Annotated in this window: 25 protein-coding genes, 1 tRNA gene and 2 pseudogenes; 13 read left to right on the top strand and 15 right to left on the bottom strand. The window is 52.7% G+C overall.

All coding sequences use genetic code 11. The features are described from left to right. Positions 1-350 precede the first annotated feature (350 nt). Positions 351-782, top strand: a complete 432-nt coding sequence (locus LIW51_RS32125; protein ID WP_227380066.1) for a DUF2391 family protein — start codon at positions 351-353, stop codon at positions 780-782. Between the two features lie 65 nt (positions 783-847). On the opposite strand, the gene LIW51_RS39645 is transcribed toward LIW51_RS32125, so the two are convergent. Both LIW51_RS39645 and LIW51_RS39650 read right to left on the bottom strand, forming a co-directional pair. Then, positions 848-1,585, bottom strand: coding sequence for a CBS domain-containing protein (locus LIW51_RS39645; RefSeq protein WP_368411886.1), 738 nt, complete (start codon positions 1,583-1,585; stop codon positions 848-850). A 51-nt stretch (positions 1,586-1,636) separates the two neighbouring features. Next, positions 1,637-1,942, bottom strand: a complete 306-nt coding sequence (locus LIW51_RS39650; RefSeq protein ID WP_368411887.1) for a site-2 protease family protein — start codon at positions 1,940-1,942, stop codon at positions 1,637-1,639. Positions 1,943-2,343: 401 nt separating this feature from the next. On the opposite strand from LIW51_RS39650, the gene LIW51_RS32135 reads away from it, so the two are divergent. Next, positions 2,344-2,550, top strand: a complete 207-nt coding sequence (locus tag LIW51_RS32135) for a hypothetical protein (protein WP_227379561.1) — start codon at positions 2,344-2,346, stop codon at positions 2,548-2,550. A gap of 826 nt (positions 2,551-3,376) precedes the next feature. Here the strand turns inward: LIW51_RS32135 and LIW51_RS39655 are convergent. Further along, entirely contained in the window at positions 3,377-3,745 is a 369-nt protein-coding gene (locus LIW51_RS39655; RefSeq protein ID WP_368411888.1) for a dihydrofolate reductase family protein, read from the bottom strand. Between the two features lie 724 nt (positions 3,746-4,469). On the opposite strand from LIW51_RS39655, the gene LIW51_RS32145 reads away from it, so the two are divergent. Next, positions 4,470-4,937 (top strand): ester cyclase, encoded by a 468-nt coding sequence (locus LIW51_RS32145; RefSeq protein ID WP_227379562.1) that lies wholly within the window; start codon positions 4,470-4,472, stop codon positions 4,935-4,937. Positions 4,938-5,134: 197 nt separating this feature from the next. Then, a complete protein-coding gene (locus LIW51_RS32150; RefSeq protein ID WP_227379563.1) occupies positions 5,135-6,298 on the top strand; it encodes an epoxide hydrolase family protein in 1,164 nt (387 codons plus the stop codon). Positions 6,299-6,379: 81 nt separating this feature from the next. Here LIW51_RS32150 and LIW51_RS32155 read toward each other — a convergent pair whose 3' ends face one another. From LIW51_RS32155 to LIW51_RS32165, 4 genes and pseudogenes are all read right to left on the bottom strand, one after another. Further along, the gene (locus tag LIW51_RS32155) at positions 6,380-6,823 is read right to left on the bottom strand and encodes a low temperature requirement protein A (protein ID WP_227379564.1); all 444 of its coding nucleotides are present in this window, start codon (positions 6,821-6,823) and stop codon (positions 6,380-6,382) included. 156 nt (positions 6,824-6,979) lie between these two features. After that, a pseudogene (locus LIW51_RS40580) lies at positions 6,980-7,063 on the bottom strand (DUF7995 family protein); the annotation flags it as partial. Positions 7,064-7,623: 560 nt separating this feature from the next. Further along, complete coding sequence (ddfA, locus tag LIW51_RS32160; protein ID WP_227379565.1) at positions 7,624-7,899, bottom strand: DdfA family disk-determining factor; 276 nt, start codon at positions 7,897-7,899, stop codon at positions 7,624-7,626. A gap of 198 nt (positions 7,900-8,097) precedes the next feature. Then, positions 8,098-11,379, bottom strand: coding sequence for a PAS domain S-box protein (locus LIW51_RS32165; protein WP_227379566.1), 3,282 nt, complete (start codon positions 11,377-11,379; stop codon positions 8,098-8,100). A 143-nt stretch (positions 11,380-11,522) separates the two neighbouring features. On the opposite strand from LIW51_RS32165, the gene LIW51_RS39660 reads away from it, so the two are divergent. Beyond that, entirely contained in the window at positions 11,523-11,771 is a 249-nt protein-coding gene (locus tag LIW51_RS39660) for a helix-turn-helix domain-containing protein (protein WP_227379567.1), read from the top strand. A 173-nt stretch (positions 11,772-11,944) separates the two neighbouring features. On the opposite strand, the gene LIW51_RS32175 is transcribed toward LIW51_RS39660, so the two are convergent. The 4 genes from LIW51_RS32175 to LIW51_RS32190 form a co-directional block, all read right to left on the bottom strand. Further along, the gene (locus LIW51_RS32175) at positions 11,945-12,406 is read right to left on the bottom strand and encodes a type II toxin-antitoxin system VapC family toxin (protein WP_227379568.1); all 462 of its coding nucleotides are present in this window, start codon (positions 12,404-12,406) and stop codon (positions 11,945-11,947) included. After that, complete coding sequence (locus LIW51_RS32180) at positions 12,399-12,683, bottom strand: AbrB/MazE/SpoVT family DNA-binding domain-containing protein (protein ID WP_227379569.1); 285 nt, start codon at positions 12,681-12,683, stop codon at positions 12,399-12,401. Before LIW51_RS32180 ends, LIW51_RS32175 begins: the two co-directional genes overlap by 8 nt. 104 nt (positions 12,684-12,787) lie before the next feature. Continuing rightward, the gene (locus LIW51_RS32185; RefSeq protein WP_227379570.1) at positions 12,788-13,012 is read right to left on the bottom strand and encodes an SWIM zinc finger family protein; all 225 of its coding nucleotides are present in this window, start codon (positions 13,010-13,012) and stop codon (positions 12,788-12,790) included. Between the two features lie 236 nt (positions 13,013-13,248). Further along, positions 13,249-14,439, bottom strand: coding sequence for an MFS transporter (locus LIW51_RS32190; RefSeq protein ID WP_227380067.1), 1,191 nt, complete (start codon positions 14,437-14,439; stop codon positions 13,249-13,251). Positions 14,440-14,822: 383 nt separating this feature from the next. On the opposite strand from LIW51_RS32190, the gene LIW51_RS32195 reads away from it, so the two are divergent. Continuing rightward, positions 14,823-14,896: transfer RNA gene (locus LIW51_RS32195), tRNA-Thr, on the top strand. A gap of 66 nt (positions 14,897-14,962) precedes the next feature. After that, entirely contained in the window at positions 14,963-16,276 is a 1,314-nt protein-coding gene (locus LIW51_RS32200; RefSeq protein WP_227379571.1) for an amidase, read from the top strand. Positions 16,277-16,435: 159 nt separating this feature from the next. Here the strand turns inward: LIW51_RS32200 and LIW51_RS32205 are convergent, their stop codons facing one another. Next, entirely contained in the window at positions 16,436-16,828 is a 393-nt protein-coding gene (locus tag LIW51_RS32205) for a SprT-like domain-containing protein (protein WP_227379572.1), read from the bottom strand. A 204-nt stretch (positions 16,829-17,032) separates the two neighbouring features. Further along, the gene (locus LIW51_RS32210; protein WP_227379573.1) at positions 17,033-17,773 is read right to left on the bottom strand and encodes a mechanosensitive ion channel family protein; all 741 of its coding nucleotides are present in this window, start codon (positions 17,771-17,773) and stop codon (positions 17,033-17,035) included. 662 nt (positions 17,774-18,435) lie between these two features. On the opposite strand from LIW51_RS32210, the gene LIW51_RS32215 reads away from it, so the two are divergent. The 4 genes from LIW51_RS32215 (at position 18,436) to LIW51_RS32230 (ending at position 20,758) form a co-directional block, all read left to right on the top strand. After that, positions 18,436-18,777, top strand: coding sequence for a helix-turn-helix domain-containing protein (locus tag LIW51_RS32215; protein ID WP_227379574.1), 342 nt, complete (start codon positions 18,436-18,438; stop codon positions 18,775-18,777). Between the two features lie 13 nt (positions 18,778-18,790). After that, the gene (locus LIW51_RS32220; RefSeq protein ID WP_227380068.1) at positions 18,791-19,213 is read left to right on the top strand and encodes a type II toxin-antitoxin system VapC family toxin; all 423 of its coding nucleotides are present in this window, start codon (positions 18,791-18,793) and stop codon (positions 19,211-19,213) included. A 161-nt stretch (positions 19,214-19,374) separates the two neighbouring features. Further along, positions 19,375-20,097, top strand: a complete 723-nt coding sequence (locus tag LIW51_RS32225; RefSeq protein ID WP_227379575.1) for a CDGSH iron-sulfur domain-containing protein — start codon at positions 19,375-19,377, stop codon at positions 20,095-20,097. Between the two features lie 244 nt (positions 20,098-20,341). After that, entirely contained in the window at positions 20,342-20,758 is a 417-nt protein-coding gene (locus LIW51_RS32230; RefSeq protein WP_227379576.1) for a VOC family protein, read from the top strand. Positions 20,759-22,358: 1,600 nt separating this feature from the next. Here the strand turns inward: LIW51_RS32230 and LIW51_RS32235 are convergent. Further along, on the bottom strand, positions 22,359-23,693 hold the full coding sequence (locus LIW51_RS32235; RefSeq protein ID WP_227379577.1) for a S8 family peptidase: 1,335 nt from the start codon (positions 23,691-23,693) through the stop codon (positions 22,359-22,361). After that, on the bottom strand, positions 23,690-24,958 hold the full coding sequence (locus LIW51_RS32240) for a M14 family zinc carboxypeptidase (RefSeq protein ID WP_227379578.1): 1,269 nt from the start codon (positions 24,956-24,958) through the stop codon (positions 23,690-23,692). Before LIW51_RS32240 ends, LIW51_RS32235 begins: the two co-directional genes overlap by 4 nt. 213 nt (positions 24,959-25,171) lie before the next feature. Between LIW51_RS32240 and LIW51_RS32245 the strand changes: the two are divergent. Together LIW51_RS32245 and LIW51_RS40185 are read left to right on the top strand one after the other, a co-directional pair. Beyond that, a pseudogene (locus LIW51_RS32245) lies at positions 25,172-25,246 on the top strand (IS6 family transposase); the annotation flags it as partial. A 1,137-nt stretch (positions 25,247-26,383) separates the two neighbouring features. Next, on the top strand, positions 26,384-26,725 hold the full coding sequence (locus LIW51_RS40185; RefSeq protein ID WP_438267485.1) for a DUF7344 domain-containing protein: 342 nt from the start codon (positions 26,384-26,386) through the stop codon (positions 26,723-26,725). Positions 26,726-26,773 lie beyond the last annotated feature (48 nt).

The following is a 26,773-nucleotide window of genomic DNA, read 5'->3' on the forward strand; positions in this document are numbered from 1 at the left end:
CCATGGGTCGACGAAGAATGACACGGAAAGCGGGTCGACAGAAGAAAAGAGCAGTACGAGTAACGCTGACGACAACAGCCAAGATCGTAGTAAGAATGGAGATGACGACGATCCCGCTCACTGCTGACTATACTGGGTTTTGCACGTCTCCGCGTCGACTGGGGGTTCCGAGTTAAAGTGGTGTGATTGTCGAGGAAAATATGTATGTCGAGATTCTATGCGAAACAGTGGATCACGAGCACCCGAACTATTCTGATGAATCTTAGCCCGCCGAAGATGAAGTAGAGGAATTGCTTGACCAACTTGAAGAGGCTGAAGAAGCAGTCGACTCGCACAATCAACGCCATGCAATTCGACGAACGCGTCGACTCCTCGCCCGATTCCCCAACGTCAGCCGCTTCGGAATCGATGACGTTGCTCAGCAAATCGTTGGTGGATTCATTCTCTCGGCCCCGTTTGTGGTGACGGAGGAAGTCTGGACGCTCGCTGCGTCGATGAACGGTCTGCAGACAGCAATCACGATCTTCATGGTGCTTGCGATCGGCTACGGAACGCTCTACCGAGCAGAGGATCGTGAGGCAGAAACTGAACGGGCCATTGCCGGGGTGCCACTCCGATTTATCTCACTCCTCGTCATCTCCTATACGTCGGTCACAATCCTTGCGTTCGTGTTTGATGCACCTGCCACGTTTGGTGCGGCCCCCTCTACCACGTTCAAAGCGATCTGCATCGGTGCGATCTTCAGTGTCGTCGGTGCAGCCACTGCCGATAGTTTGTTCTAGATTTGATAAAGGATCTGTTCGTGTCAAGCTCCCTCTCATCCCAACTTTTCAGTTGATGGAGATCGTTACATCGCAACCCGTGGAACGACACCATCACGTTCTGTCTGTCGCACCTGGAGTATCGTCGAAAGATCGGCCTGCGTGATCAAACCGATAATAGTCCCCTGATCCTCAACAAGCGCAAATTCGGTGTTGTTCTCGCCAAGGAGCGTTAGTGCTGTGAACGCATTCTCAGTCACAGAAATACGTAGCTTATCTTGCGCCATGATTTCCCCAACTGTCGTCGTTTCATGATCACGACAATGTGTTCGACGGAGTGCATCAAGCGTAACAATCCCAACGATGTCTTCAGTGGCGTCAACGGCGGGATAGCTCGTCCGTCGCTCACGGAGCATTTGATTGACGAACTCACCGACAGGTGCATCGACCGAGACGGTTGGAACATTCCGAGTGACGAGATCGGCGACTGCTACATCCTCAAGAAGATTAGAAAGGGCAGTAATACGGGATTCGGTCGTCGCAGCACCATAGATAAACAACGCTAACAGGAACAACATTGGGCTGAACGATACAACACCTACAATGGCGAATATAAGCGCGAACAGGGTTCCAACGCGTGCTACCGTTCGAGTTGCAGTGGCATATGGTTGTGAGCGGGCGAGCAGCGCTCGGAGGATACGGCCGCCATTCATTGGGAACGCTGGAAACAAATTGAAGAGAGCGAGTGAAGCATTCGTGACCACCAGCCACCCTATAACAAAAATCACGGTTGGGAGCGTTGGTGGGAGTACTTGAACAACCACAAAGCAGCCGATTGCGACGAGGATGCTCGTTAGGGGGCCAGCGATTGCGATTCAGAATTCTTTCTGCCACTTGCGCGGGAACGCCGTTAGATTTGCCAACCCACCTAAAATCCAGAGCGTGATCGATTCTACCTGTAGTCCGTAGCGTTGTGCGACCCATGCATGCCCAAGTTCGTGTAACGCAACACTGACGAACAACCCCACAGCGGCGGTGATCCCGATTATCAAGGGCGTGAATCCAGCTTGTAACGCTGTCACATCGAGTGTCGCAGTCGTGAAGCTATCGACGATTCCTGCGTATATATCGATTTGTTCACCACTCCCAATGAGCCACGCTAAGACGGGAAGGAAAATCACGAGTGAGATATTGATGCGGATTGGAATGCCCCAAACGGTTGTAATCGTGTAGTTGCGTATATCTCTATAGTGTGAATGTACCGAATATAAGAACTTCGCCGCCGACTGGCTGAGCGTTCCCGCTGTCTATCAAAGAACGATGGATGAGCGATTGTGATCTCAACGGCTTACGATCGAACTTGGCGAATTGCTACTGTGGGCGACGTTCAGATACCGACTGAACGGGGAGACATAGCGTTTACCGAGTGTTCTATGCCCAATAACACTAGTCTTGGTGGTGATCTTTGATCACGGTAAGTAGTCGATTGGCCCACTAAGTGTATTGACCTGCGTGTGCGAGTCGGGAGGGGTAGCTTTATGAGTTACTGATCAAGTGCGATTAGGGTGATGGAGTCATAACAATGGTCGGTGAGCAGTTAATTACTTGTCTAATTGACATGATGGCTACCTTCTCGGAATCGCATTCAATTGCCATTGTAGGCTTATTTGGGTTATTTTTAGCCGGTTTTCTCGGTGCATCAGGATTAAAGCATATGCGTGGATCTCAGCAGAGAAGTGCACCCGGCCCGGACGAAATTGACTACTGGTTCGATAAACGCGAAGACTAATCTCCCAGTAACAATCATCCGCGAACGACCCCATCTACAACTCTGATTTAAGGCACGGTCTGTGACAGTCAACACGGGGAATGACTCATCCAGTGTAACAAAAAGATTCTCTGAACGCGGGTTCTCTATTTGATAGGAAAGACGAATCTGTACCATCGTGATGGTATCGATTTCCTCGTGGACGAAGTCAACTAATTCGTCAAAATCGGTTGTATCCATCTCCTTGGCAATGAGATACTGGACGACAGTGCGGCACTTGGCATTCGCGAGCACTTTGCTGGCGGTGCTGGGCGTGGGATCTGGCGTCGATGGATGACTCATTGGTTGGGAGTAGTCGATATGCGTGGCACCAAGTCTCTCCACAAGACGAGTGGAAGTGGAGTTCTACTTGGCGTTCCTGTGATAATGATCACAACACAGTTACTAGTTTCTGGAGCCGTTTGAACGGGGTATTTTTAAATGCCAAGAGATGGAACTAGGCTAGTTAGGCAAACCCTCTCTTGATGACCCGAGGAGAGCGTGTTCAAGAAGCGCTCCATTGCCACGTCGAATCAAATCCGAGAGCGACTGCTGGCTAATACCGACCTCCTCGGCTAACTTAGAGAGCGTGACTTACTCACCCTGGATCCGAGGAATGATAGCTGTTAGTCTTAGTAGTGGCCTGTATAGCAATTTTCAGCAATCAGAAACGATTGTGGACTGCTCTTGATGGTGACGAAGGTGATTGCGGATCCTCTACTTCGGATGGATAAGTATCTTCGACGGTTAATTGGAGGATGGTCGAATTAGTCATAAGTGGTTCGTAGACCGCACGAACTAATTAACGTTATGAGCTAACACGGAACCGGAGATGGATTGCCGAACCGGATTCGATGACTTCGGCAATTTTCAGTTGGATATGCTCATTGCCTAGGTGCTCAAACATCCGTATACCGCTACCGAAGAGCACCGGTATGAGGTGGATCTGGATCTCGTCAACCAACCCAGCCGCGATGTATTGCTGGCCGATACTCGCGCCACCCATCACGCTGACAGTCTTGTCGCCTGCGGCGGCCTTCGCCTGTTCAAGAGCACTCTCAATGCCGTCGGTGACGAACGTATACACTCCTCCTTCAGGTGTCTCTGAGGGTGCTTCGTGGGTGACGACGAACACCGGGCGGCGGGCAGGACCAGTCGGCCCATCCGGTCCCACCACGGAATGGATGCATCATACGTCTCTCGGGCTGCGATGACCGCTCCCAGGTCGCCGATAGCTTCTTCAAGGATTTGACGGCCACTCTCGTCTTCTTCATCCATCGCCCACGCGTGCAGTTGCTGTCCGCCCTCACCCAACGGTTCCTCCTGACTCTGATTCGCTGCGGTGATGAACCCGTCCAACGACATGCTGATATCGAATACTACCTTGCTCATAGGATTTCCTGGTAATGCAAGTCGATAATTCGGTGACCTTCGTTGCCAAGGGGCAGTTCAGGACTATCATTGGAACCGGCGATATATTGTTCCGGTCACCGTCATTAATATCAGCGGCGCAGTCCTCGTCTTTGCGGTCGTAGCCCGTTACAGTCATCATCCTATCCACCTATACCGGCAGGTATCCGCTGTAATTCTCGCCCATCTAGTAATTCCAGACGCCGCAATGTTAGATGAGAATAAACCGGAACATACCGTTGTCGCGATTTTCACCCTCATGAATATGCACATAGTTGACGCTGCTATATGCGTTGTACTACTCTCATTACTGACCAGCACAGCAAGTCATAAGTCAAATCCAAGCAATTGAACGTTGTATTCGAGCCGCTTACTTTCAAGTGTGATCACAGTGTCGGAGGTAAGTCCGAATTTCTGCGCAAAATCTACTCATAACAAAGTGATTGGTGCGCGTCTCCTACTCGCACCCGTCACAGCACGGGAGAATCATTATGACGACAGCTCAAGACAACGAATCCGTCGCTAGACGGATTTTCGAAGAGGTCTGGCAGAATCACAACTACGATGTCATCGACGAGGTTGTCGCCGAGGACTACGTCCTCCACGACCCATCGATGCCAGAAGAAGAAGCAAGTGAGTGGCCCAGTGGCCGTGAGGGCTATCGGATGATGGCCGAGATGGGATCTGGTATCATCGACGGGCCGCTCGAAGTCGAACAGATCATCTCTGCAGGGGACAATGTCGTGGTTCGCTGGAAGCAGACAGGCACGCACGTCGGCGAGATGGGGACCATCGAGCCCTCGAACGAAGAAGTGACCGTTACCGGCATCGAAATCGACCGCTTCGAGGACGGTAAGCTTGCTGAGACCTGGCAGGAAGTGAATATGATGGGCATGCTCATGCAAATCGGGGCAATCCCAGCGGATCTCTTCGATGAGGAGATGCCCTCGGACGACTGAGTAAACCGATCCACCAAAAACTCTGAGAGACGAAATCGAGTGGGCCGGTCACCCCGAAATCGTGTCCCTCAGGTTTCGTGCCGTCACCGCTCAAGAATTTCAACACGATCAATTTTTGAGAATTGAATCCATTGAAGGCCACTCTGGCTAATACAGTGGCTGGCAAAGCATCGTTTGAGAAACGTGAGGTGACACAGATGAGCGACACCGATATTCAACCATTCAGCATCGATATACCGCAGGACGAACTCAACGATCTCCGTGATCGTCTGGCTCACACTCGGTGGCCTGACGAACTGCCTGACGTCGACTGGAATTACGGTATGCCCCTCGATTACGCCAAAGAGGTCGCCGAATACTGGCAGCACTCATACGATTGGCGTGAATATGAAGAGGAGTTGAACGCGCTCCCTCAGTTCACCACTCAAATTGACGGCCAAACGATTCACTTCGTGCATGTGCGCTCTTCCGAGCCCGATGCTCTCCCGTTACTTATCATGCATGGCTGGCCAAGTTCAATCGTCGAGTTCCACGATATCATTGAGCCGCTTACTGATCCTCGGTCACATGGTGGCGACCCAGCTGATGCCTTCCATATCGTCGCTCCGTCGCTGCCGGGATTCGGCTTTTCGACACCGGTTCAAGAGACTGGCTGGGAGATCCCCCGCACGACGAATGCCTTTGCCGAACTTATGCGCCGCCTCGGCTACGAGCGGTATGGGGCTCAAGGTGGTGACATCGGTGCTGGGGTAGCCGACCGACTAGCGAACATCAATCCAGATCACGTCGTCGGATTGCACGCCAACCTTGATCCGTCATCATTCATCATCCTTGGCGATGAGATCCCAATCGATACCTCTGGCCTCACTGATACAGAAACGGACCATGTTGAGGATCTCCAACAGCAGTACCAAGGAGAGGGCAAAGGCTACTTGCAACTGCAGTCGACGCGACCACTAACCCTGGCCTACTCCCTAACTGACTCACCAGTCGGCCAGCTCACATGGATCGTCGAGAAATTCAAGGAGTGGACAAACCCAGCAGCCGAACTGCCTGACGATACAGTTGATCGTGACCAATTGTTGACCAACGTCAGCATCTACTGGTTCACCCGCACAGGTGCGTCCGCGGCCAGATTCATTTATGAGTCTGCTCATTCGGAGGCAGACTGGGTCGCATCGTCGGACGTACCACAGGGTCACGCTGTATTCAACGCAGATCCGATTCTTCGCCGCCTTCTCGATCCCGATCAGACTATTCAGCACTGGTCGGAATTCAAGCAGGGTGGCCACTTCCCTGCCATGGAAGCACCGGAACTCTTCGTCAAGGATGTGAGAGAGTTCTTCCGAACGCTACGCTGACCTAATAGGATCGGATTACTCGGAAACGTTGGGGGTTGTCGGCGGCCTACGGGTTTTGAGGTCAGCGCCGATCTGTGCAATTCACGCAAGCGCCATCAGTACGATGAACCCAAGCGGGGGAATCCAGCCGCCGCCGATCCCAATGACGAGGACGATGCCCGCCGTCCTGAACCGGTAAATTGACTGAACACCGCCACTCGGCCGTTGACCAGCGCATGAAATGGTCGTTCGGTGAAGGAGACCGAGCGAGAAGAGACAGATTGCGAGTGATCCGGTGAGGAGCCACCGCTCGGCCGGCGGCAGCGGTAGAGCAAGGTCGCCGGTAAACACGCGGAGCACGCCGACACCGGCTGCTGTGATTCCGATCATTAAAGGCAGATGGACATGGATCCACTCCCAATATTTCCAAATGCGCTCCTCTGTCCGAGCCGCTCGAATAGCCCCCTCATCATGGTTATCGAAGTAAACCACCAGAGACTGAATGGGATTGGTGTGCCAATTTCGGGAGTTGTCAGCGGTATTCATGTTCGCGGAACAATGCAACAATGTAAGATAAGGGTGTACTCCGAGTTCCTACTCGGGTCTCACATCCAGAACAACGTGTAGGTTAGTACCGCCCGGCGGAGGCTGGTCACTGAGACCACCTCTGAGAGTGATGCTGATTACTTTATCCACCTCCCTGCCGCGCTCAAGGAGTTCTGTTCCATCGTCGGAGTCAACAGGTGCTACGACAGGGAGTTCGCCCCACCGAGCCTTCCCTGTGACGCACTGCTCTCGTCATCCCAGTAGTGAAAGAGGATCAACTTCGAGAGTTCCGGTGAGCGGTCCTTGGGGTTCCATGACAACTAATCCCAAAAACGGCTCGCTTGTTGAATATACACTACCATTAGAGCTAATCTATTGCTTCGCCCCCAACAAAAGCGATCCTCATCACGACCAATCATTAACCCAGCACGAATCAGTGCATTGGCCGTGTACTTAGTCTAGCTATTCTCAGTGTCATCAGCACTGGAGAGGTCACCAGGTATTGATTAATTTTTGACCCTGAACGTACATTGCTTGCACTGAATGACCTGATTCAATGAAATGTGTGATCGCTTCAACAGTCACCTCGTTCTTGGACATACCATTTATTGTACTTACTCTCCAATCACATTCCGTACATTGAAGGGTGTAATCATCAGATATTTATATTACAGTGAATCAATCGCTCAGAAGTGATGGGGATTGACACCATCTCGAAAGGGCAGTCGACGCAGCACAACTCGTACGAGGGTGAGATGAGCATTTCTTCAGTTCAAGTGTTCATGATCAATTGGAAGATATTACGATTCTCCCAGTGCTGTCGCGGAGACAGAAACTGAATTTTTCCCGGCGATGACCACCTCGCATCCGCAGTATGTGAATTCTACGCGTTCCGGCGACCTTGATCGCCCGAGCTCATCTCGCTTGTACAGGGCATTGAGCGCGTCCGGCTCGATAACCTCGTAGAGTGGATCAAGGTTCATCGGATTCATTCCTTTCGTGTTGGCGACCGCCGTTATTACTCTATCGCTCATCGTATCATCCATCGAACGTTCGTCCGCATCGGGACTTGCCATCGAATAGTCGTCTACATCTCCACTTTCCATCGATTTATCGTAGAGTGTGGTGCGCCAAGGAAAAATCGGCTAGTTACATAAGCTACCGCCTGGGGTCTAGTTATTAATATTGGCCACCCTTAGGAGTAGTCCTCCCTGTGATCCACCAAGTACGTGAAACTGATGGAAGAGAGATGGTTAAGCACAGTTTCACCGAGCTCATACTTTCGCCGACTGATTGGTTAATAGGAGATCAAGAATCTTGGACTGCGCCGTGCGAAGGTGTTCCGTCACGGTCGGCTGTGAGACATCAAGAACCTCCGCAATGTCGCTTCCTGTGCTCTGGCGTGGTGAGGCAAAAAAACCGCTGAAGTATGCGGTCTGTAATACCTCCAGTTGCCGCTCGGTGAGCTGCTCCTCAAGTTTGGCTCGAACCCCCTGACGTGTGTGCGCCGGACGTTCGTGGCGACGTCGGGCCAAGAACTCTGTGCTTTCGTATTCGGTCTGGAATTCCTCAATGAATCCCCGGATATCCGCGTTCGACGTGAGGCTCACGACGATCTGGATTCCGTCGTCGGATACAGTAAGGGTTCTGAGTGATGCTCCATGCTCTAATAGCGTCAACGGGATAGTAGGACTCCCGACGACAGCCTCAAACAGGTGTCCATCATCGTGACTAGCAATTAGACGACTCGTTTCAACTGTGACCGCCCGGTCGATTACCCCGCGAACGACGTCCGGATTGGCGTCGTCGACTGTGAAGAACAGTCGGGCTCGATCTTCCGACAACGGAATAAATCCTTCGAATAAAATGTCGCATCCAACTTGCCCGGCAAGCCGCGAGAGGAAACTCATCGACTCGTCATAGAGTCGAAACTCCAATTCCACCCACTCGTCGCTCAATAGCGACTGCCTCGTATCCACGGCATTTAGCGTGTTGGCAATCGTCTCCCCGAGTTCGGCAAACACAGTTTGCTCCATCTGCTGGAACACCCCCGGCTGGTCAGCATAGACTGTAAGGATGCCATGCGTAATCGACTCGTGCGTGAGCGGTATGCTGATAACCGACTGGAACTCCCGCATGAATGCTTCCTTCCGCCACTGGCCGTTTCGAAGATCGTCGGCGATGTTGGGAACGACCGTGACCTCCCCCGTTTGAGCGGTCTGGATCGCCGGCTCAGCCAGGTTATCACCCTTGAAGAGCGACACACTGTCGAGGTACCCTTGGCCGTCTCCATTCCATACCTCCGGGATGAGCTCTCCGTCGGCACCGTCAGGTCGCCCGATCCAGGCAAATCGGAATCGATCACTGTCGGTTAACCGTTCGCAGACGACGCGCTGAACTTCCTCGTGCGACGTGGCCTGGATGAGCGCCTGATCCATTTCGCGGATAATCGTGTTGATCTGGTTCAACCGCTGGAGGCGCTGGTTGCGCTCTTGGAGGATCTCGTCGCGTTCGCGGAGGTTTATCTGACTTTCAACGCGGTCGAACGCCGCTTCAGCGGTCGTCCCGATAAGCTCGGCGAGGTTCCGCGTTTGACTGTCCAACGTCTCCCCTTGGGCAGTGACCACGATGAGCATCCCGCGGTTCCCCAACGGTATCGCTAGTATTTGTCTATCGTTGAGCCCTGACGACGGCATGATCGACATCGAAGACGCCTCGATTGTTTGGGGTTCTGCGTCGACAAAGCTTGCCCAGATCGGGGAGTCATCCCCTACAGTGAGCGATTCCGGTTCGCCGTTATAGGAACTGAGCGGGAACGAGGCGCTCACTGGCTTGAGGTTGTTCTCTGATGTGTCGAAGAGGTAAACCAAGGCGTCGGCCAGCGCGAGATTCTCGGTGATGGCGTTGACGATTACGTCGCCTATCTCCTCCGAGGACTCGGTGTGAAGCAGATCACGGGTGGACTCTTGCAAGGCAGTGAGCGTGCGTTCACGTTCCTTACGTCTGATTGCTGCGATGGTGTGACTGATAGTCTCCCCCATCTCGGTCAAGACCGCAATTTTTCGCTCGTCGAAAGCGGACTCATTTTCTGCGTACACCGTCAGTATGCCGTACTTGACATCGTTGTAGACGAGCGGGATCATAATGGCCGACTCGAACCCCTCCGCGAGTATTTCTTCCTGCCACGTCTCGCTCGGGTTACTCTCGTGGATCTGACTAACGGACTGGACGCTCCGAGTGCGCAATGCGGTCGCGCCCATCCCCCGCTCAGTCGGCTCATCTGAGTTTATATTGGTGGCCTCGATGGCCTCAACACACTCTTGACTCAGGCCGGCCCACGCCTCTGAGGTAACTTCTTCGTAATCTTCGGTGTACTCTCCGATCCACGCGGCCGAGTATGTGTCCGAAGCCGCCAGCCGTTCACACACGGCCTGGCCGATCTCGTCCTGTGACGTAGCAGTAACGAGGGCCTGATCGATGTCCCGGATGACCGTATTAATTTGGTTCAGCTCATCTAGCTCATCACGCTGTGCGCGCAGGCGTTCCTCATATTCGTGACGTTCGGTCATGTCCCGAGTGATTTTGGCGTATCCGCGGATATCACCATCATCATCGTAGAGAGCGGTGATGACGATGTTTGCCCAGAAAGTGGTACCGTCCTTCCTAATGCGGATTCCCTCGTCCTCAACTCGCCCTTCCTTTGCGGCGATGGCAAGATTCCGTTGAGGGATGCCAGCTTTCTGATCTTCATCGGAGTAGAACGTCGAGAAGTGTTCGCCGAGGATCTCCTCCTCCGTGTAACCCTTGATCTGCCTGGCCCCTTGGTTCCAGGATCGCACCATCCCATCTGGCCCAAGCAAGAAGATCGCGTAGTCCTTGACTTCACTAATGAGTGCCTCGAAACGCTCTTTCTGCTTCATGAGGCGCTCTTCGTACATGTGGCGATCGGTCATGTCGCGGGTTACCTTCACGAAGCCCCGCAAGTCGCCATCGTTGTCGTGGAGGGCGGTGATAACAACGTTCGCCCAGAAGGTGGTACCATCCTTCCTAACGCGGATTCCCTCGTCCTCAACCCGTCCTTCCTTTGCGGCATAGTCAAGATTCCGTTGAGGGATGCCAGCTTTCTGATCTTCATCGGAGTAAAACGTCGAGAAGTGTTCGCCGAGGATCTCCTCCTCCGTGTAACCCTTGATGCGCCTTGCACCGGCGTTCCACGAACGGACACAGCCGTTTGAGTCGAGAACGAAGATGGCGTAATCAGTGACCGAATCGATGAATTCATCGAGCTGCAATTGGTTGAGCGCAGATCCGTCACTTCGTTTGACGGCAGTCGGTTGAGAGTCTACTTGCCACCAGACCCGACCGCGCGCCCCTACTTTCTTGGTCTGGAGATCCCCCCTTTCCGCGAGTTCCTTGAGCTTCCCATAGGCCGTCCTGCGGACACAGCCAAGCTCGTCGGCGACCTCGCTCGCTGTAAACGGTGTCCCTACTTTGGCCGCCTCCTCGAACACGTTCAGGGTATCGGCGAGTGTGATCTTCGACGTATTTTCTCCCATGCACTCACTTTGCAGCCCGTTCTCAATAATCTATTCCTTTAACGGATTTCCTATTGTGGAGGTGTCTTCCTCGTTGGACCGCCCATTTGGCTCTCGACGAGAACAGATCTGTTTGTCCCTAACATCTCCCTCTTGGCAGGGAGATGTTGAACGCTGCAGCGACAGTAGTAATCGGAGTTTGTCGGCAAATACTTTATTCAAAGTCGCCGTTCATATCTGAAAGGCAGTGTAAGGCGCTCGTCGAAGCCTACGAACATGGGTATTACACTATTCCACGAGAGATCGATGGAAGCAATCTCGCCACCTCCCATCAGGTGCTCGGTAAGCGTCTTCGCCGAGGAGTAAGTAATCTGATTGAGAACACGCTGGTAGTCGACGATGAAGCGAAGTAGTCCTCGACACCCTTTTCTCTCGTCGATGGTGCTGTGAGCGATGGATAGCGTTCGTGCATCAATTACGGCGGCACTCCCGGAGTAGTTCCACTTCCGCTTACGATTCTCGTGGCTCTCAGTGGTGACTTCCATCTAACTGGACTTCAACATCGAATGTGAGCGGTTATCAAAAATTAATAGCCGAGGAACTCATCGAGTGTCCGAAATTCCTTAGAAGAGAGGATAACTTCGGTGGTTAGCTCATCAAACCGATTAAAATCGTCGTCTAAGGTGAGTATGGTTTCTGCCCCCTCCTCAATAGCAACTTGTGCGTAGTATCCATCCCAGCCGTCAATATTCATCTCACCTGCACACTCGAAGCCAGCTCGGACAGTGTCTTCCGCGAGTTCCTCATACCAGTGAATCCGTTTTGCATCCATGAATCGTCGCATGAGCGCAGAGGCTCTGTCGTTCGAAAATCCGTAGACAGATGTTAGAATGTGATGTGCGCCGATGAGAGATGCATGTGGGACGATTGCTTGTATCTCTCCAGCAATTGCTTGTCGGACGTAGGTGAGCGCCACATCGCTGACCGGCGTCCCTGCATGTGCGAGTGCGGTTACACCGACATCGAATAGGTACGGTTCATCACTCATCGCTCGTCTCTTCGCTATTTGCTTGACGTCGAATAGTGTCGACGTGGCGCTTTGCTTCGATATCTAGCTCGTCATAGTCGGATTGGTCTCTACGTGCCGCGGCATCTTCGATGATGTTTTCGAGATCGGCGATGATTTGATCGGGATTGTCTTCTGGTTCGATGACTGCCTTGCCGTCTTCTTCGTGGATTTCGACTTCGGAACCGGGTGTGATTCCAAGGCGTCGACGGATGTGTTGTGGAAGAACAATTCGTCCCTTCGAATCTACTTTGCTCATGTTCCCACATACAGTGGGAATGGGTTTAACTATTTTGACTCACTTGGTGTTTCTGTCAGGTTCATTGAAAACCACCAAATAACGAAAAGAAGAATTCAGTAGTGTTAATTCGGCGATACCTTGCGGCCTTCTCTCACGCACTCCCGGCAGGGGAACCCGTTGAGGCCGACGCTGTCACTGTCCTCTGGTTCGGAATCGTCGTCGTCCCCCGACGGGAACGCCTCGAACGTCCCATCGTCAGTTGTGTTTTCGACTGCGGCCATGTGTTTGCAGAAGGCGTTGTGGTGGACGTGATGCGGGCACATGCATGCCATCAGTTCTTCGGTCATATCGTCGATGGAGACAACGTACTGGTGCTCTGCGGGGTTCTTGTGGCTCTCGTTAGTGACTTCGATGAGTCCAGGGCATCGACGTCGAAGGAGAACTGCTCCTACTATGCGCGTTTTTTTGCCGTCTCGTCAGCTTCAAGGGCTGCAGGTGAGTTCGTAATCAGAACACCTAGAATTTGGAATAATAGTTGGAGCTACCTCAGTTTTCCTTTGGCTCTATTATAGAAACTATCCCCCTAATCTTTCGAACTAAGAGTGCATTGATTGAGCTCACTTGGAGACTGTTTTTCGGTTTGACTATCGTGATCAGGAATACGATATGTTAGGACAGCAATTAAACTGGCTGTCAATATGACTATTGCCAGTGCAGCTCGTAGCCCTACAACTTCTGCAAGTCCACCAACGAGCGCTGGAGAAATGATAAATGCACTCCAGCCGACAACCGAAACGACCGAACTTGCTTCGCCTGACCGTCTTGGCGCAAAATCGCCGGCAAGTGAGTACTCAATCGGTGAAACGACCGACATTGAAAGCCCAACGACAAATAATCCGACGAGAATCAAGAATGGGATGGTAGTTATGACTGATAGAACCATCCCGACTGTGCCGAGAACCCCTGCTGCCCGGAGAATCCAACGTCGATCAAACACACTAATTAGTTGTGCGCCACCTAGCCGACCAGTCGCCATCGCGAGGTGAAACAGCGCTACTCCAGAGGCACCAACAATTATAGGAAGGGTCAGCCACGTCCGCAAATAGACTGCTGACCAGTTTTCGATTGTTCCCTCTGCGAAATAACTAAGAAAGACTATCACGGCGATGAGCACTACCGCAAAATTTCGGAATAGACTTCTATGATAAACATTTTCTTTTATTTGCTTCCGATTTTGTTGACGATCTGGTAGCGATCGGCTCAACAAGAGCAGTGCCGAGACAATCGTTACTCCGATAGACAGACCAATGTAGAGGAGCCGAAAATTTACACCGACCGTCAATAGTATCCCTGTCAATAGCGCGCCGACCGCTGCAAAACCGCTGAATGCAGCGTGGAAGTACGTCAGAATCTGCTGGGCCTTCGTCTGTTCAATATTGATACCTGCAGCATTGATGCCGACATCGTATGCGCTGTTCGCAGCGAAATAGAGCAAGAATGTACCGACCAGTAGCAAATAACTATCTACTTGGGAGATTCCAAGTATTGCTAGCCCCATCGTGAGCCCAGTTATACCGATTAAAACACGTGGATTGAATTGATCAACAATCCGACCCCCGAGTATCATCGCTGGTACTGCGGCGAGTATCCCGACGGTAAGAGCAAGACCAAATGCGCCGGTTGAGAGTGAAATCGATGTCCGGAGGTCTGCAAGTAACACCTCCCAAATCCCAGTAATAAATCCGAAAAGTCCAAATGCGAGAAATGTGGCGATGAACGCCGGCGTTCAAAAAACCAACCGATGTTTGTCTTTCCCAGTGATCTCCATCTATCACATACGACGAAGTCCGCCACCATGCTACTGTTGGTAGTAGTAGCTCGGCACTCTTCTGTAGAAGATTATCGATGAAGTTAGGCTCTGCCGATTGGTTTTTCAGCGAATAATCGGGGCTATCATCTCTCCGAGTTACCTACCTCGTCAAGCTACGAATTATAGAGCAGATCAGCGTTCTCAGTAGTCAGAGATATGGATGCTGCCACTGTATCGCTCGACATCCTATTCGCTAACCGTATCGATTCGATTCAACTCGTGTCATTTCTTGGCCTCTGAAATCTAAAAGAGAAAGTCTTTGTCGGGAGCGCATCGATACTGCGTGTGCCTTGGTAGCTCAGGCTGGCAGAGCAACTCCTTTGTAAGGAGTCGGTCGAGAGTTCAAATCTCTCCTAAGGCTTTCTTGAGTACTCCTGTAATATCATAGGTAACAATTCTTACGTTGGAGTGATCGATATCGAGTTATATGTTCGTAGGAAACGCACAGCTCACGGAAGCGGTTCATGCACTCCGTTCAGGACGCGAGACGCCGACAACCTACGTCGAGGACTGCCGCGACCGAACGGAGGTGATTGCAGACGATGTTTACGCGTTAGTTCCGGAAGCGAACCGATGGGGACGACTTCAGCGACAGGCGCGTGAACGCGAGACAGATAGCAGGTCGGAACCGACAAGTCGACCGCCGCTGTACGGTATCCCCGTCGGCATAAAGGATATCTTTCGGGTCGACGGTATGCCAACCCATGCAGGATCGGATCTTCCTCCGACTGCGCTTACTGGAGAAGAATCGGTGGCGTGGCATCAACTCCGAGAAGCAGGCGCGATCCCGTTCGGAAAGACAGTTACCACTGAGTTTGCATACTTTGATCCAGGCCCGACACGCAATCCACACGACATCAACCGAACCCCCGGTGGGTCGAGCAGCGGGTCAGCCGCTCTTGTCGCCGCCGGGGTATGCCCACTCGCACTTGGTACCCAGACCATCGGATCAGTCATCCGCCCTGCGGCGTTCTGTGGTATCGTCGGCTTCAAGCCTACCTTTGGGCGCATTCCCATTAAGGGGGTAATTCCGCTCTCACCATCGCTCGACCATGTTGGGTTTTTCACCCAGACCATTGCAGATGCTGCTCTTCCAGCGGCGATTCTCTGTGACAACTGGCGAACGCTCCCTGATCCCGTGGAACGACCAACGCTCGGTGTGCCAGCGGACGCCTACCTCAACCAAGCCGATGAGATGGGCCAATCGCATTTCGAGCGTCATCTCAACGATTTGTCGGCTGCGGGATACAGCGTGATCAAAACCGATCTTTTCGCAGATATCGGTGGTATCAACAGCCGACATAATCGTCTCATGGCAGCCGAGGCAGCACTTGTCCATCGGGAGAACGAGTGGTATCCTGACTATCAGGATCGCTACGCCGAGAAAACGCGTGACCTCATTGAGGAGGGGAGGTCAGTTTCTATCAAGGAAGTCGCAGCTGGTCGCGCTGACCGTGCGAACCTTCGGACGAAACTCAGGACGAAGATGGCCGAGACTGGCATCGACGTATGGGTGAGTCCTGCTGCACCCGGACCAGCACCAAAAGGCATCGATAGCACCGGCGACCCGATTATGAACTTGCCATGGACAAACGCTGGAGTTCCGACGGTGACACTCCCAGTCGACCATACCGATGCGGGCCTTCCGCTCGGCCTCCAGTGCGCGACAGCACCTGGTGCAGATGAGGATCTCCTCAGTTGGGCGACGATCCTCGCTGATGACCTCGGAACGATAACGTAGTAATCGCTATTGGATTCTTTGACGTGGACGGGTATGAATCTCAAACTTATGACGCAGTTCGATACCGCGGTCAATATACAGAGCAAACGACTGATGAGGGACCAGAGATCGCCATCAGATCAACGATCCAGTTGCAGAATGGACACCGATACTCCGCCATCATTGTTCGGCAGCCTCCTCGACGCGGAGCGATCCATCGCAGTCACCACAACTGTACGTCTCGGGATGTTTCACGACCTTGGAACGCTGGTAGCGCGCGAGCTGCCCACTATAGTCCTCACAGATCACCCACCAGTTCGGCGATTTGAACCGCTCGCAGTACTGTAAGGTGTCGAGGGCGTTGATCCAGCGGATGAACGTTCGCCCGTGGTCTGCTTCGCTGAACTCGTGGTACAGCCATGCGTGAATGAGTTCGTGGCGCACGGTCACACTGAATTGCTCCCAGCCGTGGTGCTCATAGGCCATCCAGGTGAGCGCGATCGTGATCTCGTCCGTTGCAGGAATGTATTTCGTGACGCCAGTTGTCGATGGGTGGGTTTTCCTACTTCTCAATCAATCGCACTGCCCCGAGTCCCCCGTTCCTGGGTGGAGTCAGTGCTATGGGGATAGTCAATTGAAAGCCATACCTGACGCTAACACAGAGCGAATGGGCGCGAACAGCGGTGTGGTGATCGATGAAGATATCCGTGAGGGCTGCGCACCTCGCGGTGAATTCCATACTGGATCCACCGAGATCCGTCAGCGAAGTACTTCTCTTTAGTCGTCGTCGCTGAGTTGCGGACTCGGCGTGCCCTGTCGTGCACTGCTCATCCAGTTATCGATGTGTTCAGCCACATAGTCCCGTCCACCCCATCCGAAGGCGACACCCGCGCCGATGGCGATAGCGGCCGCGAGGCCCCATGCGAAAGCTCGAGCGAACAGGTAGAGAATTCCCACGTCGATACCCATTGTGTCGAGACCGATGACGATGGCGGTGAAGTACAGGAACATCCGGGTTCCCGTGGCGAACCACTGGGTGTACGCGGTGTGGGTCGCCGCCCGAGTTCGCATGATCGCGTCGCCGATGAAGTCGGCAACGACGAACCCGAGGACGATAACCAGCAGTCCGGCAATCAGCGCCGGAAGGTACGAGACGGCAGTTGCAACCCACTGCGAGAGCATCGAAATTGCGAGCACGTTCGCCGCGGCGAGGATCGCCAGTGCGTAGACGAACCATGCGGTGATTTTGCCGAATGCGCCCGACACTGCGCTTTCCGTGCCGCCCAACATCCGCCCGAGTGGTGTGTCGAGAACCATTCTGTCGAGTTCGATTCGATCAGCAATTCGGCGGACGACGGCTGTTGCGGCGCGTCCGATTATCCAGCCGATGAGCAGGATGACAAGCGCGCCGATAAGGCGCGGAAGTAATGCGATGAATCCTGAGATAGGGTCTTGCAGCCATCCCGGAAGCCCACCGACTTGTAAGACCGTACGGGTGAAGAGTTCAGGTTGTGTCATTGTTTAGTCCCCGACGCGATTACGTGGTTCACTAACAGGTGGGACTACAGTCGGTTTGTTGTTGGCTGCCTAAATCGCAGCGGCAAATGAGTAACAGGGAATGAGTTCAGTTGTATACATCGAACTAGAATAAGATAGAAAATAGGTAATTCAGAATAGTTATAAAAAGTTAACATTCAAACGAAATTGAAGCATGCGAGAAAGCTTGACTGTTCCGTGGATCACAGACCTATTTCAACGATGAGAAACGAGCAATTACTCACAATTGAAACTTATTGGCTAAACACCGTAGTTTCAGTCCTGTCAGACCCGTACAGCACGATACGGTGCTGCTCGGGTCTATAATTATGATCAGGATCTCATCGATGATGAGCCTGGCTTTAACAGAGCCATCAAGAGTACTACCTGTACCCGCTCTGTAAGTGTTCGCTGGTCAGTCGAGCGAATTCAGCTAGCGACGAGTGACTTGGTTCCAAACAGAGGGTATCTCTCGCTTGGGAAGCAGCTTCAGAATGCTGACCGGGATTCCATCGATTTTCCCAACCACCGAACATTTTCGGTAATCGAGGGCGGTACGGAGTACACTTTCCTACTTGGTCAACTCGTCTTGGACGCCCCCTGCGCGATAAAATGAGGAGTTATCGGCCTCGCTAGGGTCGTGAATGGTAACAACTACTGGTCGCTACGTCCAGACACTCACCCTCGACGCCGTCCTTCGGGCGATCCGTGAAGCCAGTGACCCAGTAGTCACTGCAAAGAAGCTGGGTGAGCAATTGGATTACTCGTCGGAAGCAGCCCGCCAGAAACTCGTTCAGCTCCACGATCAAGGACTAATCGAACGTCGGAAGGTCGGTGCGGGGGTAGTCATTTGGTGGATTGACGATGATGCAGCGGAACCGAGTGGTATCAATGCGGATGATCCGTTTTGGTCGCTAAAGCCAGCTGCCGGTGAGCCAGTTGCCGAAGACGAGATCGATGATATCCTCTACGGTGGCGATGAGTGAATAGCCCCTGTTTATCGATACGGGAGCATTCTTTGCGTGGGTGAACACCCGTGCTGGACGGCATGAGACAGCCCAATCCGTGTTCGATTCCCTCCGCCGTGAAGCGATTCCGTATCAGCCGTTGTTTACGAATCGATACGTCCTCTCGGAGTTAGCTACACTCACCAGTCGGAAGGACAATCACAAGACGGCGGTCGATGCGCTCCAGACGATTCGACGTTCGGAGAATTTCAATATCCTCCCGGTTGGTGAAGGTGTGTTTGCTGCGGCTTATGATGAGTTTGAGCGCTATGACGACCAACAGATTTCGTCCGTTGATCACACGAGTGCGGTACTCGCCCGTGAATACGATATCGACCATATCTTTGCCTTTGATCGGGATTTCGCGACACTTGGGCTGACTCGGGTTCCTGCGGATATCCATTTTCCAGAGTGATTTTGGTCTGGGGTTCGAGAGGGGCTTTAGCTGAAAGATTTGTTGGTGAGTGTTGTGTCTCGTGCAGACATTCGAACGTCGATCTTGCGGGGAATCAGAGAGTCGAGGGATGTCTATCAATCCGTCTCAATTGATAAGTCAGAGCCTCGCTAAGGAAGGTTATGGAAGAAGATCTCCACGAGTACCACGGGAGGTACATCGAGGTCAGCTACGATCACAATCGATGTATTCACGTCCGGGAGTGTGTCGAGGGACTTCCCGAAGTGTTTGACCCGAACCAGCGACCGTGGATCGACGCTGACAATGCCGACGCTGACGAGGTAGCGCGGGTGATCGAACGGTGCCCGACAGGAGCACTGCATTACGAACGAACTGACGATGGCACTCCTGAACGCATTCCTTCCAGTAACACGGTCACCGCAACCACTAATGGGCCGCTTTATCTCCACGGAGACATCGTGATTCGATCACACGATGGTGAACTTGTTCTCGAAGATACGCGCGTCGCTCTCTGTCGCTGTGGACATACAATGAACGAACCACTCTGTGATAACAGCCATGCACGTATTTTCGAGGCAGATGGAACCGAGTCGGTAGATCCAGCCATCTCTGAAGATATCGAGGACAAGCAAGTTGAGGAACGTGACACGACAGACACGAGCAACGAGGAGGACGGTGACGACCAACCCGACGGGCAGCTAGTCGTGACGCCGACACCGAATGGGCCGATTATTCTCGATGGTTCCTTCGAACTCCGGCACGGTGAGGGAGAACCTACTCGACATGGTGAGGCGACATTTTGTCGGTGCGGTTGGTCGGCGACCAAGCCATTCTGTGATGGGACTCATAGCAAGATTGGCTTCACTACGAACGCTGAGGAGTGAAATCAATCGAGTTGGTTTTGGAAGCGGATGGCTGTGTGCTGTTTGGCGAGGATGATGTGCCTCACAAAGATGCTCTTGTCTCGTTTTATGGAGATTACAGGTCTAAAGCTCTGCGCTGCAGGTGGAGATACAGCTGACAACGCCTACGCAACCCAGCGTATATGGCAAGGGTACAGATGGTCGCTTTCAAACTATAGGCGAGCGTATTTGCTTCTGAACGGCATCAACAGACACGGAGGAAATCATGATTGAAAAGCTCCGCCTCACTACCCGCATTGTTGATGATCAAGACGAAGCGCTAGACTTTTACACCGAGAAGCTCGGCCTAAAGAAGGCAGCAGACGAGATGTTTGGACCCGATAATCGTCGTTGGGTTACTGTCGCAGCCGAACAAGATGATACTGTGGAAATCGTCCTTGAATCTCTTGACTGGTTTGAGGGTGAGGAAGCTGGCCGTCGATCTGCAATGATTGGTGAGCAACTGGCACTCGCCTTTACGGTAGATGATTGCCAAGCTACGTATGAAACGCTGCATGAACACGGTGTTGAATTCGTATCTGAGCCGACAGAACAGCCCTATGGAATCGAAGCTATCGCAACTGATCTCTATGGGAATGGGATCGTCCTTGTCGAACACCCCTCAGAAGCAAAGGTGAGATAATACCACATTTTTCGGGCACGTTTTATCAATTAACCAACACACTATTCATCACTACTGCAACCGTATTCCTGGTCTCCGCGGACACGCTAAAACTCACAGTAACGAGCCGGTGCTCGTACCGAGACTGGACGTTAGCTGTTGGTGTGTTTGGAGCCCTGTCTGGAAGCGCTGAATAATCTTTGACTGGTGTTTTGGACATGCAATGGGTACAATTGCTCCGTCTTGGACTGGGACTAGTGATTGGGCTGCAGAATACGATGCGAAACGACAACCAGGACACGAGATACCGCCAGCGGGGTGGTGGTGGAGGAGCGTCGCTGTGTCGTCAGAGGTGAGTCCACAGATCGAAGTAAACTGCTCAAGATGGTCATCACAACTGAGGATAGGGATTCGAAGGTGATCCAGAAGGAGAAATGACACGGCCTGCTGGCTATCAGGGTCGAGGGTAGACTGACACGCATCACAATCGATAGCCGGTTGATCGTCGGTAATCTCCGACTGTGAGTGCTGAAAATCTGCTGGTAGCATTATGTAGTGTAACAGGCTGCGATACGGATAAGTAATTGGGGCGTTCGCTATGAGAGAAACTGTAGGACTGGGTTCGCGGTACATTTAGATACAACGACAGTCACTTACACCAGACAACCACCAGTGCCAGCGGTGTGAGCGAAACGAACAGAAGGTTTCACGGATAGAGGCCTATCATATCGTCTCATTCTTTGAGTTCGCGATATCCAGCCAAGTCCATGCTCCTCGGAATCTCTTAATGATCTGCTCAGATTGCTACACGGCGGATGAGGGACCCATTTCATTGTAACTGGTTGTTGTATTCGAATACTCACATAGTAGATGACTATCCACAATTGTCTCACCTCGTTTTCAAGGGTAGTACGGATGTGATCACAGATACTAATCTACACTCGTAATTCGCGACCTGTATGCAGTGGAAACGACGACGATATTCTTACTGCGATTAGGGAGTCAGAGTTTCCGGCGGTGACCGCTCGGTGGGTGGCAGATACGCTTGGGATTGAATGGCCGTCTGCGCATCGACGACTCGACGAGTTGCATGAGCAGGGTGACTTGGCAGGGGGGAAAATTGAGTCCCCGGGTTGTTATCTGGTGGATTCCCGAGTGAGGGTAAGTTCACTGATATTGGATGGATGACTATCTAAATGGCCTTCAAACAAACATTGGCTTGTCAGACTACCTCTTCGGTCTCTGATTTCATTTCCTCGGAAACGCATTCGCGGCAGAATCTTAATCGACATGGCTAGTGTAACGCACAACGAGAAAGAAGGACTCATTGTGCATTACACTAGCCGCTTGGGGTGCGTTACGACAGCGTAACGCGTGTGGCAGTCGACGAGGGTATGGTTATGGAGACGACACATGCGCGAAAGATGTGTCCGTGAACCACTGTGAGGAACGTGCTGTGAAAGTCGTCTGCGGTTGTAGTCGATACCAACCAACTGTTCTCACGGGGTTTCGAGGTCAACGACTAAGACGAACAATCGAAAGCGACAAAACAACGCCATGGGCTACTGTGAACCTCTTGAGGCCAAGTGGTTTGAGACGTCAAAGATGTCCCCGAGGAAGCTCACTGTGATACTGCTGCGTACGTATCGAGATATCCTGAGCCGTAGTATTTTTTGTCGTATCCCTCGGGCACCTCGGCAACTTGTTTCAGGATGCTTTTGAGTTGGTTCGCATTCATCTGTGGGTTTGCACTCTTCAGTAGTGAGACGGCGCCAGCGACCTGTGGTGCAGCCATCGAGGTACCTGCATACCAGTCATAGCCGTAGGTGGCTCCGAGGTATTCACCAGCCTCATTGTATTCCGGTATGGCGACGGTGTTCAACACGAGATCATACTTCCAGTTGACCCCGGTTCCGACTGCGTCTTCATCTGCATTGCCACCGGGTGCCGCGAGGTCCACAGCGTTCGTTCCGTAATTCGTGTAGTATGCGGGCGCATATGGCGGTTCTTCAAGTCCTTCGTCTCCCCACATGAATCCGATTGGGCCAGTCGCGCTTACAGTAAGGCCACCGGCGGTCTCCGAGGAGTCACGCTGGTCTTCGTCGAACTGGAGAGTTCCACCCCAGTTACCACATGCATGGGTAAGGATCGTCCCCTGCCGATTCGCGTAGGTGGTTGTTCGCTGCATCGATTTGCCCCAGAATTTGCCCCAGCCGTCCTCGCGGAAGCGGAAGGTCCACCCGAGGCTGAGATTCGCGGCGTCAGCGCCGATTTCGGCACTATAAACGATGGCCGCTAAGACGTCACCCATCCATGCAGAGAAGCTGGCTGAATTGACTTCGGAGAACACACGCAGGTCAACGAGTTCTGTCGCTGGCGCGGAGCCGATGACGCCCGTATCGTTCTGATCGCTGGCTGCGATACTCCCGGCGACGTGTGTGCCGTGGGCGCCACCATATGGGCCGGGTGCGCCGAGGGAGTCTGGCGTGAAGTTCTTCGAGAGATCTGCGTTTACAGTGCCCTGTAAGTCCGGGTGGCCTGCGCCAATGCCAGAATCGATTACGGCGACGCGAGTGCCTTCTCCGCGAGTGATTTCGTGGGTCGCCGGAATTTGTTGATCTTGCTTGTCCCACTGATACTCGTATAGGTCTTCTCCTTCTGGCGGATACATGACACGTGCTGACTGTCTGGAAACCGCGTCAGGTAGACTGGGTGAGTACTGTTTGTCGCGGGCGTATTGTGCCCCGCCGAGTGCGTCTTCGGTTGCGTTCACGACAAGGAGATCCACCGGGGCAAGGTCGTGGATTACTTCGACGTTTCGTTCCCTGCCCAAACTTTGTCGGTCGACGATGAATCGCTGGGTTGAGTCGGCTCCGACGAGTGGTGATGTGAGTGCGAGCGCACCAAGGGTGGTTGCAGATGTTCCGAGGAATTGTCGACGGTTGTAGTGTGTCATCGTTGTTGTTGAATACCTTCGCCGTATAGCGGAGTATCGAAGTATGTTTCAATGTCGTATTCGCCGAGTTCGGGGTTGTCGGCGAGTGCAGTGAACGATTCGAGGAATCCGACTTTCGTGAGTTCCAGCATTCGACCAAAGCCTTTCTGACCCAGGTCATCTGTCTGGTAAGAAACTTCATACAGCATTCCTGCAGCACTGTCGCCTCCGTTCGCAATGTTCGGACAAAGCGCGTCGAGGTACGAACCCCACAGTGGGTAGTACCCATAGCGAGTGATGCTGTCGAAGATGCTGTTGCCACGTTTGGCTAATGCCTCGATCACGAGTGAGTTCAGCTTGATAGAGCGCGTGCTCGTTTCGTAATCGAGGAAGGGATTGACGGCCTCCGTAATCGGTGTGTGGTCGTCTGGATAGAACGGTGAGCGATTGAGATAGTCCTCACCGTATGGCGCCATCACGCTCATCAATGTCTGTTTCTGTGGCTTGTTTCCGGTACTGGAGTCCGGATAGAGGTTCCCGCCTTTATGATGATGCGTAATTGCATAGTCGGGGTTCGCCTCGTTGAACGACCTGGTCACCGCTCGGACTTCTGGTGTGAGCCGAAGCCCGCTTGCAAACACCGTGTAGCCCTGGTGGGGCATATCGAGGTACCGTTGGTTGTACCACCACTCCTCCTGGTCGTCTGTCCGAGGATTGAATTCTGACGGGGGTCGGATGTTGAAGTCACGGTTCATGTCATAGCCCGGGTCACCGGCTGGATAGGTGGAATGGTAATATGGCTTATACCGCGACTCACCATTCCACGCTTGGGTGTTTTGTCGTCGGCCAACCCATTCAGCATCACTGTCGCCATCATAGTCGTAGTGGTACATTGCACCGTCTGGGTTGACTCGGGGTATAATGGTGAACGACAGATTCTCGAGAATGTGATCGACCTGCTGGGAGTTACTCATCCCAAGCGATTTGATCACTTTGAGCGCGACTTCCGTCCCGGTTGCTTCGTCGCCATGGATTTGCGTGATTAAGTGAACCTCTGTATCGCCATCACCGACTTTCACTTCCCAAATTGGGTCGTTTCGTCCTGCGGAGCGGCCGATCTCGCGTAGTGAGACGCGGTCGCTTTTTTGCTCGATCTTTATGAGCTCGCTTGTAAGCTCGGCGTTGGTATGGAACGCATTGAGGTTGATCGATTTCGGGCTGCCGAGTTTTGGCCCGCCGGGACGGTATTTTTCTCGGTCGGGATTTGCGGTTGCCGTTCCAATCATTGTCAAGCCGACTGTTAGGCCACCGGTTGTTTTAATGAAGTTTCTGCGGTTCATCATGGTTGAGTGATGGGTGGGAAGAGGAGGGATGATCTTTCGAACCACTCTTCTCTTCGCCAAACAATTAAAAGCTATTACTATTTAACGCTATGGGAATGAATTTGGCTGTATTTAGTTAAGGCTAAAGGATGAGACGGAGCCAATTCAGTTGGTTCAATGGCTGTAATAGCTCGCCTCAACGGTCGTAGTGACTGGATTAAGTTAGATTCTGTAGAGCGAGAGCGGACACCAACGACCAGTACGACACAATAGGGCTGTGAGACAGCAGAGGATAGTCAGCAATGGCGAAGGAGACTGACAGCCCTCTACTGGGACAGGGCGAAGAGATCCGATGGGCCATGATAGTGGGGTGCCAGTGGCAGTACTGCTTGGGTGCCCATTGGCTTCACGCAGATCTCGGTGCCAACGTGAGCGACATAGTGAGGTGCCAACTGGAGTGGGATACCGAGGTTCCAATGAACGCATGAGTGGATGGCAGTGAACAGCACTACCAGGCTGTCCACCGGAGGTGAGGGCAGCCACCCCTGCGGCGGTACAAAGCAACTCTGGACTGTCTGTTACTGACTAGCAGAATGGAAATTGGCAGTATTGCAGCCCGTGGGACTGTCATCCCAGTACCAGCAGGAGTTAGTTATCTCCGACCATGACCGAAGGGACTGTCCAGCGTGCTGCGACGAGGTGTGAAGTGAACTAGTTTAGGCCAACGGACTGTCTTTCGTGAATCAGCAGCAGGACTGTCATTGGTATATGAGATAGTGGGACTGTCTGTAAAAGCGAGAGTGGTTGTGGAAGGAGAAGGCATCTACCTGTACAGGCAATTTATTCAGGAAATATGATATAATAATAGTGAACTGTCGGCCTGACTGTGTTGATCGTCTGTAATGTTGAATTTCACTTGAAAGACGGGGTGTTTCACGCCAGGTTGGGCGCTGTTTCTGCCGGCTGACTGTCCACAGGGTGGGAGAGTTTGTGAGTGGTGATATGCTAGTGGGTTGTTGGTAGGCGTGGGCGGGGCGGAGCGGTTGGTAGGCTGGAGGTCAGTTGACACACAGAGTATCCAACTATTCAGATGGCACTGCTCGTCACTGTCTGGCGATTTCGAGCAATCTGACAGAGAGCATGGCACTATAGATAGATATAAAGATACTGCGACTGCATACGCATTAGTCCGAAATGGACGGGAATCACGCTCTACGCCGGATTTTTATTAGGTTTCACACTCCAAAGTCAGCTATGGCGGGGGACGAGCCACCTCCCGACAAGTGGGAGAAATATTCCAGCTGAACCGCCGAGGAGAGCGCCGCCGAGTGCGATCTTGACATTGATGTCTCAGAGTCCATTCTTGAGTTACAATCCGTCTTCAAGGCGATTGCGCACCCACGACGGCGCTACCTCGTCTACACCCTCGCTGAAGAGACCGAATGGTCGCTTGATGAGCTTGCGACCAAACTTGCTGCGTGGGAGACCGACACTCCCGATACAGATATCGCGACGCTCACGCGCCAAGAGATGTATACGCCGCTCTATCACGCCCACGTTCCGAAACTCGTCGACTTGGACGTGATCGAGTTCGATACTGACACCGAGACGATCACGCCAGGTCCGCATGCGGTGCAAGTGTTGACGGTGTTGGAGGGCACAGGCGGCAGTATCGACAATCGGCAAGTAGCACATGCCCGCAGCGACTTCGACCGAGTGGGTACTCAGTAATCCATGTCTTCGCAAAGAGGTATAACTATCTAGGAAATTATATATCCA

The organism is Haladaptatus halobius, assembly GCF_020618475.1.
GTDB lineage: Archaea > Halobacteriota > Halobacteria > Halobacteriales > Haladaptataceae > Haladaptatus > Haladaptatus halobius.

What these genes read in the sequence shown, in the direction of transcription:
- LIW51_RS32225 (WP_227379575.1), top strand. Translation starts at nt 19,375, where the DNA reads ATGGAAGAAGATCTCCACGAGTACCACGGGAGGTACATCGAGGTCAGC.
- LIW51_RS32235 (WP_227379577.1), bottom strand. Translation starts at nt 23,693, where the DNA reads ATGACACACTACAACCGTCGACAATTCCTCGGAACATCTGCAACCACC.
- LIW51_RS32135 (WP_227379561.1), top strand. Translation starts at nt 2,344, where the DNA reads ATGGTCGGTGAGCAGTTAATTACTTGTCTAATTGACATGATGGCTACC.
- ddfA (WP_227379565.1), bottom strand. Translation starts at nt 7,899, where the DNA reads ATGGCAAGTCCCGATGCGGACGAACGTTCGATGGATGATACGATGAGC.
- LIW51_RS32150 (WP_227379563.1), top strand. Translation starts at nt 5,135, where the DNA reads ATGAGCGACACCGATATTCAACCATTCAGCATCGATATACCGCAGGAC.
- LIW51_RS32185 (WP_227379570.1), bottom strand. Translation starts at nt 13,012, where the DNA reads ATGACCGAAGAACTGATGGCATGCATGTGCCCGCATCACGTCCACCAC.
- LIW51_RS32180 (WP_227379569.1), bottom strand. Translation starts at nt 12,683, where the DNA reads ATGAGCAAAGTAGATTCGAAGGGACGAATTGTTCTTCCACAACACATC.
- LIW51_RS39660 (WP_227379567.1), top strand. Translation starts at nt 11,523, where the DNA reads ATGTTGAACGCTGCAGCGACAGTAGTAATCGGAGTTTGTCGGCAAATA.
- LIW51_RS32145 (WP_227379562.1), top strand. Translation starts at nt 4,470, where the DNA reads ATGACGACAGCTCAAGACAACGAATCCGTCGCTAGACGGATTTTCGAA.
- LIW51_RS32175 (WP_227379568.1), bottom strand. Translation starts at nt 12,406, where the DNA reads ATGAGTGATGAACCGTACCTATTCGATGTCGGTGTAACCGCACTCGCA.
- LIW51_RS32240 (WP_227379578.1), bottom strand. Translation starts at nt 24,958, where the DNA reads ATGATTGGAACGGCAACCGCAAATCCCGACCGAGAAAAATACCGTCCC.
- LIW51_RS32165 (WP_227379566.1), bottom strand. Translation starts at nt 11,379, where the DNA reads ATGGGAGAAAATACGTCGAAGATCACACTCGCCGATACCCTGAACGTG.
- LIW51_RS32230 (WP_227379576.1), top strand. Translation starts at nt 20,342, where the DNA reads ATGATTGAAAAGCTCCGCCTCACTACCCGCATTGTTGATGATCAAGAC.
- LIW51_RS32210 (WP_227379573.1), bottom strand. Translation starts at nt 17,773, where the DNA reads ATGACACAACCTGAACTCTTCACCCGTACGGTCTTACAAGTCGGTGGG.
- LIW51_RS32155 (WP_227379564.1), bottom strand. Translation starts at nt 6,823, where the DNA reads ATGAATACCGCTGACAACTCCCGAAATTGGCACACCAATCCCATTCAG.
- LIW51_RS32200 (WP_227379571.1), top strand. Translation starts at nt 14,963, where the DNA reads ATGTTCGTAGGAAACGCACAGCTCACGGAAGCGGTTCATGCACTCCGT.
- LIW51_RS32215 (WP_227379574.1), top strand. Translation starts at nt 18,436, where the DNA reads ATGGTAACAACTACTGGTCGCTACGTCCAGACACTCACCCTCGACGCC.